The sequence below is a fragment of the Lelliottia sp. EB106-05-01-XG201 genome (assembly GCF_058791735.1).
Window position 1 is genome coordinate 4411242 of record NZ_JBYTDV010000001.1, and the last position, 14024, is coordinate 4425265.

The 14024-nt window shown below is 56.8% G+C and carries 13 protein-coding genes; 1 reads left to right on the forward strand and 12 read right to left on the reverse strand.

The window, feature by feature from the left end:
* Positions 1–84: 84 nt before the first annotated feature.
* The 6 genes from AC3WS9_RS20665 to livK form a co-directional block, all read right to left on the reverse strand.
* Positions 85–354, reverse strand: coding sequence for a hypothetical protein (locus AC3WS9_RS20665; RefSeq protein WP_282493559.1), 270 nt, complete (start codon positions 352–354; stop codon positions 85–87).
* A 64-nt stretch (positions 355–418) separates the two neighbouring features.
* Positions 419–1132 (reverse strand): high-affinity branched-chain amino acid ABC transporter ATP-binding protein LivF, encoded by a 714-nt coding sequence (gene livF / locus AC3WS9_RS20670; RefSeq protein WP_282493560.1) that lies wholly within the window; start codon positions 1130–1132, stop codon positions 419–421.
* Position 1133: 1 nt separating this feature from the next.
* Positions 1134–1901 carry a high-affinity branched-chain amino acid ABC transporter ATP-binding protein LivG gene (livG, locus tag AC3WS9_RS20675; RefSeq protein WP_282493561.1) on the reverse strand — a complete coding sequence of 256 codons (768 nt, stop codon included), beginning with the start codon at positions 1899–1901 and terminating at the stop codon, positions 1134–1136.
* Positions 1898–3175, reverse strand: a complete 1278-nt coding sequence (gene livM / locus AC3WS9_RS20680) for a branched chain amino acid ABC transporter permease LivM (protein WP_282493562.1) — start codon at positions 3173–3175, stop codon at positions 1898–1900. The genes livG and livM overlap by 4 nt, the downstream gene beginning before the upstream one ends.
* Positions 3172–4098, reverse strand: coding sequence for a high-affinity branched-chain amino acid ABC transporter permease LivH (livH, locus tag AC3WS9_RS20685; protein WP_095283762.1), 927 nt, complete (start codon positions 4096–4098; stop codon positions 3172–3174). The genes livM and livH overlap by 4 nt, the downstream gene beginning before the upstream one ends.
* A gap of 47 nt (positions 4099–4145) precedes the next feature.
* Positions 4146–5255: a high-affinity branched-chain amino acid ABC transporter substrate-binding protein LivK gene (livK, locus tag AC3WS9_RS20690; RefSeq protein WP_285155405.1), complete on the reverse strand. Its 1110-nt coding sequence runs from the start codon at positions 5253–5255 to the stop codon at positions 4146–4148.
* A gap of 424 nt (positions 5256–5679) precedes the next feature.
* Here livK and panM point away from each other — a divergent pair, with 424 nt between their 5' ends.
* Positions 5680–6063, forward strand: coding sequence for an aspartate 1-decarboxylase autocleavage activator PanM (panM, locus tag AC3WS9_RS20695; protein WP_492490154.1), 384 nt, complete (start codon positions 5680–5682; stop codon positions 6061–6063).
* 662 nt (positions 6064–6725) lie between these two features.
* Here panM and livJ read toward each other — a convergent pair.
* The 6 genes from livJ to ftsY form a co-directional block, all read right to left on the reverse strand.
* A complete protein-coding gene (gene livJ, locus AC3WS9_RS20700) occupies positions 6726–7826 on the reverse strand; it encodes a branched chain amino acid ABC transporter substrate-binding protein LivJ (protein ID WP_282493565.1) in 1101 nt (366 codons plus the stop codon).
* A 196-nt stretch (positions 7827–8022) separates the two neighbouring features.
* Complete coding sequence (locus tag AC3WS9_RS20705; RefSeq protein ID WP_285146130.1) at positions 8023–9288, reverse strand: 4-aminobutyrate--2-oxoglutarate transaminase; 1266 nt, start codon at positions 9286–9288, stop codon at positions 8023–8025.
* A gap of 313 nt (positions 9289–9601) precedes the next feature.
* A complete protein-coding gene (gene rpoH, locus AC3WS9_RS20710; protein ID WP_059180334.1) occupies positions 9602–10459 on the reverse strand; it encodes an RNA polymerase sigma factor RpoH in 858 nt (285 codons plus the stop codon).
* Between the two features lie 256 nt (positions 10460–10715).
* The gene (ftsX, locus tag AC3WS9_RS20715) at positions 10716–11771 is read right to left on the reverse strand and encodes a permease-like cell division protein FtsX (RefSeq protein ID WP_282493567.1); all 1056 of its coding nucleotides are present in this window, start codon (positions 11769–11771) and stop codon (positions 10716–10718) included.
* Entirely contained in the window at positions 11764–12429 is a 666-nt protein-coding gene (gene ftsE, locus AC3WS9_RS20720) for a cell division ATP-binding protein FtsE (protein WP_282493568.1), read from the reverse strand. The genes ftsX and ftsE overlap by 8 nt, the downstream gene beginning before the upstream one ends.
* Before the next feature lie 2 nt (positions 12430–12431).
* Positions 12432–13913, reverse strand: a complete 1482-nt coding sequence (ftsY, locus tag AC3WS9_RS20725; protein WP_492490155.1) for a signal recognition particle-docking protein FtsY — start codon at positions 13911–13913, stop codon at positions 12432–12434.
* Between the last annotated feature and the right edge of the window lie 111 nt (positions 13914–14024).

A 14024-nucleotide genomic window follows, 5' to 3' on the forward strand; every position in this document is an offset into this window, starting at 1 on the left:
ACAGGGGTCAGGGGAATGATGGAATGGTGACGGTTGCATGGCAAAAAAAGCCGGGTGGCGGCTGCGCCTTACCCGGCCTACGATTCAAAATGACGACGGGTAATAGGGTTTGCCTGATTCCAGACTTTTGTGTTGTCGATTGTCTTCCCGCCGCTTCTGCTCTTTCTGGATATCGGTTTTCTGGTCCTGATAACCCGGGCAGACAGACGACTGTAAGATTTCACACGGATCCTGTTTGTTTTCGTCCGGCTTATTGGGCTCCTGCCAGATGGAAGGGTCGCGTGGGTTAATGTTCTCTGCAGCGTTTGCCGTAAGACAGCATGCCGCGAGGGCAAACAGATAGATACGTTTCATCCCGATCTCCTTTCAGGGTTTGTAGGCCCGGTAAGCGCAGCGCCACCGGGCAACAACAGACGGCTCAGCCGCCCAAATACGCACTCCGCACCGCTTCGTTCGCCAGCAGCGCGTCGCCGGTATCGGAAAGCACCACGTGGCCGTTCTCCAGCACGTAGCCGCGATCCGCGAGCTTCAGCGCCTGGTTGGCGTTCTGCTCGACGAGGAAGATGGTCATCCCCTCTTTGCGCAGCTGCTCGATGGTGTCGAAGATCTGCTGAATGATAATTGGCGCGAGGCCGAGCGACGGCTCGTCCAACAGCAGCAGGCGTGGCTGACTCATCAGCGCACGGCCTATCGCCAGCATCTGCTGCTCACCCCCGGACATGGTGCCTGCGCGCTGAATGCGGCGCTCGTACAGACGCGGGAAGAGCTCATACACGCGTTTGATGCGGGTCTGATACTGATCGCGCTCGGCAAAGAAGCCGCCCATCGCCAGGTTCTCTTCCACCGTCATCCGGGAAAACACCCGGCGACCTTCGGGAACAATTGCCACCGCTTCACGCATGATTTTGGCGGTCTGCCAGTCGGTGATGTCTTTCCCGTCAAAGACGATACGTCCGCTGGTGGCGCGCGGATCGCCGCACAGGGTGCCGAGGAGCGTGGTTTTCCCCGCGCCGTTGGCCCCGATGAGCGTGACGATCTCGCCCTGATTGATATGCAGGCTGACGTCGTGCAGCGCCTGAATCTTGCCGTAGTGGGCATTCACATTGTCAAAAGATAACATCGCTTTTTCCATTTTATGCCTCACCCAGATAGGCGCGGATCACGTCCGGGTTATGTCGAATTTCATCAGGCGTGCCGTTCGCCAGCGGCGTCCCCTGGTTGACCACGTAGATACGATCGGAGATGCCCATCACCAGTTTCATATCGTGCTCAATCAGCAGAATGGTGGTGTCGTGATGGTTACGCAGCTCGACGATCAGCTCGTCCAGCTCTTTGGTCTCTTTCGGGTTCAGACCAGCGGCAGGTTCATCGAGCATCAGGATTTCCGGCTGCGTCACCATGCAGCGGACAATCTCCAGACGACGCTGATCGCCATAGGCCAGGTTGCTCGCCTGACGGTTAGCGTGCTGCAGCAGGCCGATACGATCGAGCCAGGTCGCGGCACGATCCAGGGCTTCGCTCTGCGCGCGGCGGAAGGCCGGAGTTTTCAGCAGACCGGAGAACACGCCGGTTTTCAGCTGCTGATGTTGCGCCACCAGCAGGTTTTCAATCACCGTCATCTCGCGGAACAGACGCACGTGCTGGAAGGTGCGCACCACGCCCATGCGGGCAATTTGCTGGCCCGGCAGCCCTTCAAGATGCTGATCGCGCAGCATGATGGTCCCGCCCGTCGGTTTATAGAACCCGGTCAGGCAGTTGAACACCGTGGTTTTCCCCGCGCCGTTCGGGCCAATCAGGGAGACGATCTCTTTCGGGAACAGGTCCAGCGAGACGTTATTGACCGCCAGCAGGCCGCCAAAACGCATCATCAGGCCGTTTACGGATAATAATGGCTGACTCATGCCTGCTCTCCTTTCGCTTGCCCGTTCTTCAGCTTCAACTGTGGACGGGTCATCGGCAGCAAGCCCTGCGGACGCCAGATCATCATCAGTACCATCAAACCACCCAGCATCAACATGCTGTATTCGTTAAAGTCACGCATCAGCTCGCGAGAAACCACCAGCAGAATTGCCGCGAGGATCACCGCAAACTGCGAGCCCATCCCGCCGAGCACCACGATGGCGAGCACGAAGGCCGATTCGGCGAAAGTGAAGGATTCCGGGCTGACGAAGCCCTGACGTGCGGCAAACAGGGTTCCGGCAAAACCGGCGAACGCGGCGCTGATGGTAAAGGCGGTCAGCTTGATGCGCGTCGGGTTCAGGCCCAGGGAGCGGCAGGCGATTTCATCTTCGCGCAGCGCTTCCCACGCGCGGCCCAGCGGCATACGCAGCAGACGGTTAATCACGAACAGCGTAATGACCACCAGCAGCAGCGCCACCAGATAGAGCCAAATCACGCGGTCGGACGGATCGTACTTCACGCCGAAGAAGTTGCTGAAAGTATCCCACCCGCCTTCCCGCGCGGAACGGCTGAACTCCAGGCCGAAGAAGGTCGGTTTCGGGATCTGGCTGATGCCGTTCGGGCCGCCGGTCACTTCGGTGTTGTTGAGCAGCAGGATACGGACGATTTCGCCGAAGCCTAAGGTCACAATCGCCAGATAGTCGCCGCGCAGACGCAGTACCGGGAAGCCGAGCAGGAATCCTGCAGCGGCAGAGACCAGCCCCGCCAGCGGCAGACAGGTCCAGAAGCCCAGCCCGTAATAGTGGTTCAGCAGCGCGAAGGTGTAAGCACCGATAGCGTAAAACCCGCCGTAGCCCAGCACCAGCAGACCCGACAGACCGACCACCACGTTCAGACCGAGGCCCAGAATCACGTAGATCATGGTCAGGGTGGCGATATCCACCGTCCCACGCGAGACCACGAACGGCCAGGCGACAGCGGCTACCAGCAGTGCCACCAGGAACAGCTTCTGTTTAACGGTCGAGCCATCAATCGCAGGCAGCACGAATTTCGGGCCGGAGACGTTTTTCAACGTCTTCTGGAACACCGGACGCAGCAGCTGGAACAGGAACACCACGGCGGTGCCGACAAACACCCACTGCCAGCGGATATCGGCGGCGGTATCGACCACCAGTTTGGTGCCATCCAGTTCTAACTGGACGCCCATAAAGACGCCCGCGAGGACGAAGAACATGGCGGCAGAGAGAAGCGCCATCGCAAAATGCATCGGTTTCATACTTTCTCTACCTCCGGACGACCCAGGATCCCGGTAGGCATCACCAGCAGCACCAGAATCAGCAGGGCGAACGACACCACGTCTTTATATTCGGTACTCAGGTACGCCGAGGAGAGCGCTTCGGCCACGCCCAGAATCAGGCCGCCGATCATCGCGCCAGGAATACTTCCGATCCCACCCAGAACCGCGGCGGTGAAGGCTTTCATCCCGGCCATAAAGCCGATGTACGGGTTGATTACGCCGTAGAACTGACCGAGCAGCACGCCCGCGACGGCGGCCATCGCTGCACCAATCACAAAGGTCAGGGCGATCACGCGGTCGGTGTTAATCCCGAGCAGGCTGGCCATTTTCAGATCTTCTGCGCAGGCGCGGCAGGCGCGGCCCATGCGGGAGTAGCGGATGAAAATGGTCAGCGCCAGCATCGCCAGGAAGGTCACAATCCAGATAACCAGCTGCATGGTGGTGATAGAGGCTGAGAAGTTTTCGCTGGCTCCGACAATCCACTGGCCGTTGAACAGGCTTGGCAGCGCCACGTCGCGCGACCCTTCCGTCAGGCTGACGTAGTTTTGCAGGAAGATGGACATCCCGATGGCGGAGATGAGCGCAATCAGACGCTTGGAGCTGCGCACGGGGCGATAGGCCACGCGCTCGATGCTCCAGCCGTAGGCGCTGGCAATCACAATCGCGCCGACAAACCCGGCACCCACCAGCAGCCAGCTGCTGTCGATGCCCATCATCATCAGGGCGGCGATGATCATAAAGGAGACATAGCTGCCGATCATATAGACCTCGCCGTGGGCGAAGTTGATCATGCCGATAATGCCGTAAACCATGGTGTAGCCGATGGCGATCAGCGCATAGGTGCTTCCCAGCGTGACGCCGTTAAACATCTGCTGCAAGAAATAGAGAAACTGCTCGGACATAAGAAAACCTTTTTATAACCGCCCGTTTTGCGCGGGCGGCGGGATGATTATTTGGCTACCGTGGAAGATCCATCGGCGTGCCATTGGAAGACACCAAATTCAAATCCCTTTAGATCGCCTTTCTCATCCCAGTTCAGCGGCCCAATCACGGTATCAGCGCCGTGTGCTTTCAAATCTTTGACTAAGTCCAGCGGCTCTTTGCTGCCGGTACGTTCCAGAGCGGTCGCCAGGGACTGCACCGCCGCGTAGGTGATCCAGACGTACGGACCGCTCGGATCTTTCTTCTGCGCTTTGAGCGCCTCTACGATAGCTTTGTTCGCCGGTTCCTGGTCATAGCGTTTTGGCATCGTCACCAGCATGCCTTCGCCCGCATCGCCCGCGATGTTCGACAGGGACGCGTTACCCACGCCTTCCGGGCCCATGAACTGGGTTTTCAGACCGGTCGCGCGCGCCTGGCGCAGCATCTGGCCCATCTCCGGGTAGTAGCCGCCGTAGTAGACGAAGTCGATATTCTCTTTTTGCAGACGGGCCAGCAGCGCGGAGAAATCTTTCTCACCGGCGGTGATGCCGTCGAAGAAGACCACGTTCGCGCCGCCTTTCTTCAGGCCGTCCTGGACGGAACGCGCCAGGCCTTCGCCGTACTGCTGTTTATCGTGAATGATCGCAATGCGCTGCGGCTTCACTTTCTCGAGGATGTATTTCGCGGCAGTCGGGCCCTGAGAGGAGTCCAGACCGGCGGTACGCATGATGTGCTGATAGCCACGCTGCGTCAGCTCCGGGTTCGTCGCCCCAGGGGTGATCATCAGAATGCCTTCGTCTTCGTAGATATCGGAAGCAGGCTGAGTCGAGGACGAGCACAGGTGGCCGATCACGTACTGGATGCCGTCGTTAACGATTTTGTTGGCCACGGCGACGGCTTGTTTTGGATCGCAGGCGTCGTCGTATTCCACGCCAACCAACTTATCCCCTTTGATGCCGCCTTTGGCGTTGATGTCTTTGATCGCCTGACGCGCGCCGTTGAACTCCATATCGCCCCACTGGGCAACCGGACCGGACATGGCACCGACGACGGCAACTTTAATGTCTTCCGCCATGGCTGCCTGCGAAATCGCTAATGCAACCATTCCCGCGATTAATGCTTTCGCGTTCCTTTTCATCTGTGAATCCCCATTCGTGACGTGATGTATATATTTTGTTTTATTATGGTTAAAAAGCATTCTGTACTTTTAATGAACAACGCTATTTTTACCAGTGCCTTTAATGGTTTAGCGCAGTTTTTTGCTAAAAACCAGACTAAAATCTCTATTTTTCATGCGATTAAGCAAAGATAATATTCTGAAATCCGACAGAGATAAACAAATAAAAGTGCAGTTTGCAGCATAAAATAACGGTACAAAGCGCCGAATAAAACACTGCCTTTCAGGTTAAAATTCTGCTTAATTTTCGATCCATGCATTTTCGCACTGCACATCGCGCTGCTAAAAAAGTAATCACCTGGAGAATGGTTTAAAAAAGGGGAAGCCGCTGGCGAGATAAATTGAGTACACTGCCTTTATTCTTTCTGATTTGGACAAGCAGCTAATGAAACTGACCATCCTTCGTCTGGTGTCCTTTAGCGACCAGGATCATATCGACCTGGGCAAGATCTGGCCGGAATATTCCCCTTCCTCACTGGCCGTGGATGAGATTCACCGTATCTATGCCGCCCGCTTTAACGAGCGTCTGCTGGGCGCGGTGCGCGTGACCCTGAGCGGCACCGAAGGCGCGCTGGACTCCCTGCGCGTGCGCGAAATCACCCGCCGTCGCGGCGTCGGGCAGTATCTGCTTGAAGAGGTGATTCGAGACAATCCGGACGTATCATCCTGGTGGATGGCGGATGTCGGCGTGGAAGACCGCGCGGTGATGACCGCATTTATGCAGGCGCTGGGGTTTGTGGAGCAGGAGAGTGGGTGGGCGCGGCGTTAAAAAAAGCCGGGTGGCGGCTGCGCCTTACCCGGCCTACAAGTTCAACGCAAAACGGCAACCAAAGGTTGTAATGCTGGTCAGTTAAGCATCTGAGGTTATTCCGTTCACCTCATGTTCAGCAGAATATAATCACTTCATAACCTGTGAACGTGACAAGGGGACCCATACCGGTGCCACATTCAGACGGCTGTAAAGCTGGAGGGAGCGTGAGTCCGGCTGAAAATCGCCGAAGCGTTTCCTGGAGGCCGGGTCGAGGCGCAGGGAAGCGCCGAGAGGGTGCGACCTGCATGGATGCAGGATCGCGCCCGACCCGATAGCCGCAAGGAATAAGCTGAGGGGACCGCGAAGCGGCGATTTTCCTGGCCGGGAGCCGGGGTTGCCAGGGTGGCGGCGATTGAGCCACCCTGGCACGTTCACCGCAGAGTGATAGACCGGAAGCAGAGGAACGAAAGTGAACGGAACAATTCCACTGATGCCATAAAGGTCCTGGAGCAAGCAACATAATAAATTTAAATTCATTATGTTGCTTAACTGACTGGTATTAAAACCAAAGGTTGCCATTTTTAATGTTTTGGCCCTCTCCCCGTGGGAGAGGGTCAGGGTGAGGGCATCAGACCGCACTTCCCGTAGGCCCGGATCGCTGCGCGCCACCGGGCATTTAATTACTTAGCGTCGGTCGCTGAACCATCCGCATGCCAGGTGAAGACACCGAACTCAAAGCCCTTCAGATCGCCCTTCTCATCCCAGGACAGCGGCCCCATCACGGTATCGACAGAGTTCGCTTTCAGCCAGGTGGCAATCTCAGCCGGATCGGCTGACTGGTTCAGGCCCGCCTGCAGAGATTGCAGTGCCGCGTAGGTGGTCCACACGAACGCGCCGCTTGGATCCTGTTTCTTGGCTTTGATCGCATCCACAATCGGTTTGTTCGCCGGAACCTGATCGTAGTTCTTCGGCTTGGTCACCAGCATCCCTTCCGCCGATTCGCCCGCGATGTTAGACAGAGAAACGTTCGCCACGCCTTCCGGGCCCATGAACTGGGTTTTCAGACCGGCCGCGCGCGCCTGGCGCAGGATCTGGCCCATTTCCGGGTGGTAGCCGCCGTAGTAGACGAAGTCGATATTCTCTTTCTTCAGACGCGCCACCAGGGTGGAGAAGTCTTTCTCACCGGCGGTGATCCCGTCGAAGAACACCACTTTCGCATTGGCTTTCTTCAGGCTGTCCTGCACAGAGCGCGCCAGGCCTTCGCCGTACTGCTGTTTGTCGTGAACAATCGCGATGCGTTGCGGTTTCACCTTCTCAAGAATGTATTTCGCTGCGGTTGGGCCCTGGTCAGAGTCCAGACCGGTGGTGCGCAGAATCAGTTTATAACCGCGTGAGGTCAACTCTGGCGCCGTCGCCGCCGGGGTGATCATCAGAATGCCTTCGTCTTCGTAGATATCAGACGCTGGCTGAGTGGAAGAGGAGCACAGGTGACCGATAACGTATTTGATCCCGTCGTTCACCACTTTGTTCGCCACCGCGACCGCTTGTTTCGGGTCACAGGCATCATCATATTTTACGATCTGCAGTTTTTCGCCTTTGATCCCGCCCTTGGCATTAATGTCTGCAACCGCTTGTTCTGCGCCAGTAAATTCCTGGTCGCCGTATTGCGCTACCGGACCGGACATCGCACCGACAACAGCCACTTTGATATCCGCCTGAGCCATAGTGCTGAATGCCAACGCGATACATCCTGCCAGTAACGCTTTACCCTTCATATTCATCCTGAGATTCCCCATTATTATGGTTATTACGATTGTTGTGATGTTGTTGTGTAGCGCTTTATTTCAATTATTGGTCTGCTGCTCGCGCTTTTTCAGCACACTCTGCTAAAACATACCCCATTTTTATGATTTTGGAATAGCTAATTTGAAATGTATATATGCTAGCCCGGCGCAGATTTGCGACCGGGCCTGGGCTTTATCGAGTCAGCGACGCCGAGATGATATCCAGCGCTTTGCGGAACTGGGCTTCGGGGATGGTGAGCGGATAGAGGAAACGAATAACGTTGCCGTAGACGCCGCAACTGAGCAGCAGTAGCCCTTCGGCCAGCGCGCGTTCCTGCACCTGGCGGGTAAATTCCGGCGAGGGTTGCCCGGTCTCAGGATCGTTGAACTCTACCGCGACCATCGACCCCTGTGCGCGGATATCGGCGATAAACGGGCAGCTGGACTGGGCTTTGCTCAGCACCTCAACCAGATGATGACCCAGGTGTGACGCGCGGGTGCAGAGATCTTCTTCGTCGATCACCTCCAGCACCGCCAGCGCCGCCGCAATCGCCAGCGGATTCCCGGCGTAGGTGCCGCCGAGCCCGCCCGGCGCGGGGGCGTCCATCACTTCGGCGCGGCCCGATACCGCCGAGAGCGGCATCCCGCCCGCCAGGCTTTTCGCCATGGTGATCAGATCCGGCTTCACGCAGTGATGCTCCATCGAGAACAGTTTCCCGGTACGGGCAAAGCCGGTCTGCACTTCGTCGGCGATGAGCAAAATACCGTGGGTGTCGCACAGGGCGCGCAGGCCCTGCATAAAATCAGGCGGCGCGACGTTGAATCCGCCCTCGCCCTGAACCGGTTCAAGGATAATCGCCGCCACCTGGTCCGGAGCGATATCGGCTTTAAAGATACGTTCGAGACTTTTCAGTGCGTCCTGCGAGCTCACGCCGTGCAGCGTATTGGGATATTGCGCGTGATAGACCGAGCCGGGGAACGGGCCAAAGCCGAGTTTGTACGGCGCCACTTTGCCGGTCAGCGCCATGGTCATAAAGGTGCGCCCGTGGAAGGCGCCGCCGAAGGTGATAAGGCCCGGACGTTTGGTGTAAGCGCGGGCGATTTTGACTGCGTTTTCGACGGCTTCTGCGCCCGTCGAGAAGAAGGCCGTTTTGGCTGGTCCCTCAATCGGCACGCGTGCGTTGATGCGCTCCGCGAGGGCGATGTAGCCTTCGTACGGTACAATCTGGTACGCCGTGTGGGTAAACGACTGAAGCTGTTTTTCGATGGCGGCGATCACTTTAGGATGGCGATGACCGGTGTTGAGCACCGCGATCCCGGCGGCGAAGTCGATCACCTCGTTACCTTCCACGTCCCACAGCGTGGCGTTTTCCGCTTTATCGGCGTAGAAACCGCACATCACCCCGATGCCGCGCGGCGTGGCCTGCACACGCCGTTCATTTAACTCATTATTTTTCACCCTGTCCCCCTGAGAGATTCGCATGCGTAGCGCATCTGTAAGTGTTTGCCAGGGGGGAATAATTCGCCAGAGCGGGTGATGAAAAAAGCGAGGTTGGGTGCGTTTTGCCGGATGGCGGCTGCGCCTTATCCGGCCTACAGGTTTTGAGGAGTATAAAAAAACAAGTAGGCCCGATAAGCGAAGCGCCATCGGGCATCTGTGCCCGCACTTTGCCGGATGGCGGCTGCGCCTTATCCGGCCTACGGTTTTGGGGAGTATAAAAAACAAAACCCCCAGACTTTCATCCAGGGGTTATCGGGGGACTTCGCGGGAATTAGGCTTCGATAGCGGCGCGAAGTTTTTTCATGGCGTTCTTTTCAAGCTGACGCACACGCTCAGCGGAGACGCCGTAGCGGTCGGCCAGTTCCTGCAGCGTGGACTTGTTGTCTTCGTCCAGCCAGCGGGCGCGGATAATCGCCTGGCTACGCTCGTCGAGACCTTCCATCGCGTGGGTGAGCTTGTTCGCGGCCTGATCTTCCCAGTTATCCTCTTCGATGCCGTCGGCAAAGTTAGAGGTTTTATCCTGCAGATACAGAACCGGTGCCATCGGCTGGCTATCCTGCGCATCGTCGTCAGAAGACATATCAAATGTCATATCCTGAGCGGCCATACGGGACTCCATCTCACGCACGTCTTTGCTGGATACACCCAGCTCACGCGCCACCATTTCGACTTCATCCTGGTTGAACCAGCCCAGACGCTGCTTGGCTTTACGCAGGTTGAAGAACAGTTTGCGCTGTGCTTTGGTCGTGGCGACTTTCACAATACGCCAGTTACGCAGGACGTATTCGTGAATTTCAGCTTTGATCCAGTGAACGGCGAAGGAGACCAGTCGCACACCCACTTCCGGGTTGAAGCGACGTACAGCCTTCATCAGACCGATGTTGCCTTCCTGAATCAAGTCCGCCTGCGGCAGGCCGTAGCCCGAGTAATTACGAGCAACGTGAACAACAAAGCGCAGGTGAGACAGGATCAGCGTCTTAGCTGCTTCCAGATCGCCCTGGTAATGCAGCTTTTCAGCAAGCTCCTTTTCTTCCTCAGCCGTCAACATCGGCCAGGTGTTCGCAGCCCGGATATAAGATTCCAGGTTACCAACAGGGGCTAAAGCTAAAGTTTGCATTTCTTTGGTCATTCATTCCTCTCAATTTAGTGTCTTCTGGCGGTGGTTTGTCCCCATCAGGCAACAAGCATGCCAAAGCATTTGAGCAGTGAGACTAACATTCACATTTTTATCAGACCGTGATTTTATCCACAAGTTCCATGTAATGCTGTGAATAAATTACGCACAAATTGTGACATGGACTACTGATTGCGGGGGAGAGTCAACAGGGACTCTTTCCCTGCAGCGTGAAGTACTCAGTGCAGGGAAAGATTATACCAGAGATTTTTTACTGCGGGGTAAAGTGACGTAAATGTTGTACCGTCGCAAGCCAGGCGGCAACCCAGCCGATCATCGAGCAGACCAGCAGGAGCAACAGGCACTCATCGAAGCCTAACCCACTGATATCAAACTTGGTTCCGAAAACCTGCGCCACTTCAGTGACGGCAGACGAGAGCCGCATCACCAAAATTTCTGACAAAATCAGTGAAAGAAATGCGCCGGAAAAACCGAGCAATGCGCCGCCGTAGAGGAACGGTCGCAGGATGAATCCATCCGTCGCACCAATCAGCTTCTGCACGTTAATGCTGTCGCGGCGGGCGAAGATACTCAGACGCACGCTGTTACCGATGACGAGGAAGACCGCCGCCACCATCAGCACGCCGATCATCGCCGCTACGCGCCCTACCAGCCCGGTCAGGGAGGCGAGACGAGCAAACCAGCTGTCGTCCATGCGCACTTCATCAATCCCGTTGATACGGGTGATGCGGTCGCGCAGGGTGTTAAGCGAATCGGTGCCCTGGAAATCCAGCTTCGGGATCACCACCGCCACGGCGGGCAGCGGGTTCTCTTCGAGCATATCCAGCGCGCCGCCAAACCCGGACCAGTTGCGGAACTCGCCCAGCGCTTCATCGCGCGAGAGGTAGTTCACCTTCTCAACGCCCTGCTCCGACTGGAGTTGCCCCACTACCTGCGCGGCGGCGTTATCGTCCAGCGCTTTATCCAGATACACCGTAATCTGCGGTGACGGATAGTATTGCGAGGCCGCCTGGTTGACGTTCTTGTAGACCATGTAGCAGACACTCGGCAGCGTCAGGGAGATGGCGATCACCATCACCGTCAGGAACGTCGCCAGCGGTTTGCTTTTCAGATCCTGCACCGCGCCGTGGAAGGCGTAGCGCACCTGTTCGTTAAAGACGTTGGTCTTACGGGAGTTCGGTTTCGGAGCCGCTTTGGCGCGCTTTGGCGCATTGCGGTTGCCATCCCCGCCGCCCTGCGGCTTGCGGAAACGGTCGAATCGGTTTCCGAACTGCCGAATCTGGTTGATTGCGTCGCGCTTATTCACCGTGGCCTCCGTGCAAATGACCGTCGCTCAGGGTCAGCATGCGGTACGAACGACGGGAGATAAGCCCGATGTCGTGCGTCGCCATCAGGACTGTCACCCCAACGCGGTTAAATTCCTCAAACAGACGCAGGATCCCTTCCGACAGCGCATCGTCCAGGTTACCGGTCGGTTCATCCGCCAGCAGAACGGCGGGTTTGTTCACCACCGCGCGAGCAATGCCCACGCGCTGCTGTTCACCGCCGGAGAGCTGGATCGGGAAGTTTTTCGCTTTGTCCAGCAGGCCAACTTTGTCCAGCGCCGCGGAAACGCGACGGCGGATATCATCATAGCTGGCACCCGCAATGATCAGCGGGATCGCCACGTTATCGAAGACGGTGCGATCCATCAGCAGGTGGTGATCCTGGAAAATCATGCCGATCTGGCGACGCAGGAACGGCACCTCACGGTTTTTCAGGCGGCTGATATCGTGGCCGCCAAAAAAGATGTTCCCGGCACTTGGCCGCTCGATCCCACAGATAAGCTTGAGCAGGGTACTTTTCCCCGCGCCGGAGTGGCCGGTCAGGAATGCCATCTCGCCTGGCTGCAGGTGGAATGTCACCCCCTGCAACGCTTGTCTCCCACCGAGATAGGCCTTGCTGACGTGTTCAAAGCGAATCATTGTTAGTCCTCTCGGGCAAATAGTGCCTCAATAAAGTCGTCCGATTTAAACGGACGCAAATCCTCGATACGTTCGCCGACACCGATATAACGGATTGGGATGCCGAACTGATCCGCCACGGAGAAGATCACCCCACCCTTGGCGGTGCCGTCCAGTTTGGTCAGCGTAATCCCGGTCAGCCCGACCGCCTCATCGAACAGCTTCGCCTGGCTGATGGCGTTCTGTCCGGTGCTGGCGTCGATGGTCAGCATAATCTCATGCGGCGCGTCTTCGTCCAGCTTCTTCATGACGCGAACGATTTTCTTCAGCTCTTCCATCAGGTGCGATTTATTCTGCAAACGCCCTGCGGTATCGGCAATCAGCACGTCGATGTTTCGCGCCTTCGCGGCCTGAATAGCATCGAAGATCACGGACGCGGAATCCGCGCCGGTGTGCTGCGCAATCACCGGAATGTTGTTGCGCTGGCCCCAGACCTGCAGCTGCTCAACGGCGGCCGCACGGAAGGTATCCCCCGCCGCCAGCATCACCGATTTGCCCTGCTGCTCGAACTGACGTGCCAGCTTACCGATGGTGGTGGTTTTACCCACGCCGTTGACGCCGACCATCAGAATAACAAATGGCGTTTTGCCTTCAATATTAAGCGGTTCGTCAACTTTTGCGAGAATTTCGCCCATCTCGTCTTTCAGCAGGCCGTACAGCGCCTCGGCGTCGCGCAGCTGTTTGCGGCTCGCGCTTTCGGTCAGCTTCGCGATAATTTTGCGCGTGGTTTCCACGCCGACGTCCGCAATCAGAAGCTGTTCTTCCAGCTCTTCAAACAGATCATCGTCGATTTTTTTGCCGCGGAACAGACTGATAAATCCGGAACCGAGGTTTTCTTTGGTTCTGACCAGGCTGCGTTTCAGGCGCGCGAAGAAACCTTCTTTGGTCGGTTTTTCCTGCTCCTGAACGATCTCTTCTGCCGGGACCTCTTCTTCCGGCTCTTCGACCGGAACGACGATCACCGCTTCTTCGGCAGCCTCAGCGGCCAGCGCCTGAGCTTCGAGCTCTTCGTCGGTGATTTCGGGTTCGTTTTCCGCTTCTTCTTCGACGGTTTCCACAATTTCGACGATTTCAGCTTCCGCCTGCCACTCTTCTGGCGCGATCGCTTCGGCTTTTACCTCTTCCGGCAGCGGAAGTTCTTCGTGTTCAATGACGGCCTGCGGCGCTTCTTCGATAACCGGCTCAACAATCGCTTCGACCGGCTGCGGTTTCTCGCTTTCCTGAACCCGTTCGGTGACTTCCACCACCTCTTCAGCAAAAGCTTCGGTCTCTTCTTTGCTGTGCGCGTGCGCTTCCGCTTCGACTACCGCGGCGGTTTCGACAGAGGTTTCAGGCTGCGACTGTTCTTCAACTGTCTGCTGCTCTTCGATTTTTTGTTCTGTGTCTTGCTCTTTTTCGCCGAAGCCCAGCCAGGAAAAGAAGCCACGTTTTTTTTGTTTTGCCATCTGCGACGACACTCCTCGCGGTGCTATATACATGGAAGCTATAAAAATGATGAAATAGTCTAACACTTTACCTAATTAACATCACCGCCTGGAATCGCAGGCCAATTGTTA

Coding starts and splice junctions, on each gene's coding strand:
- AC3WS9_RS20665 (WP_282493559.1), bottom strand. CDS start 354: ATGAAACGTATCTATCTGTTTGCCCTCGCGGCATGCTGTCTTACGGCA.
- livF (WP_282493560.1), bottom strand. CDS start 1,132: ATGGAAAAAGCGATGTTATCTTTTGACAATGTGAATGCCCACTACGGC.
- livG (WP_282493561.1), bottom strand. CDS start 1,901: ATGAGTCAGCCATTATTATCCGTAAACGGCCTGATGATGCGTTTTGGC.
- livM (WP_282493562.1), bottom strand. CDS start 3,175: ATGAAACCGATGCATTTTGCGATGGCGCTTCTCTCTGCCGCCATGTTC.
- livH (WP_095283762.1), bottom strand. CDS start 4,098: ATGTCCGAGCAGTTTCTCTATTTCTTGCAGCAGATGTTTAACGGCGTC.
- livK (WP_285155405.1), bottom strand. CDS start 5,255: ATGAAAAGGAACGCGAAAGCATTAATCGCGGGAATGGTTGCATTAGCG.
- panM (WP_492490154.1), top strand. CDS start 5,680: ATGAAACTGACCATCCTTCGTCTGGTGTCCTTTAGCGACCAGGATCAT.
- livJ (WP_282493565.1), bottom strand. CDS start 7,826: ATGAATATGAAGGGTAAAGCGTTACTGGCAGGATGTATCGCGTTGGCA.
- rpoH (WP_059180334.1), bottom strand. CDS start 10,459: ATGACCAAAGAAATGCAAACTTTAGCTTTAGCCCCTGTTGGTAACCTG.
- ftsE (WP_282493568.1), bottom strand. CDS start 12,429: ATGATTCGCTTTGAACACGTCAGCAAGGCCTATCTCGGTGGGAGACAA.
- ftsY (WP_492490155.1), bottom strand. CDS start 13,913: ATGGCAAAACAAAAAAAACGTGGCTTCTTTTCCTGGCTGGGCTTCGGC.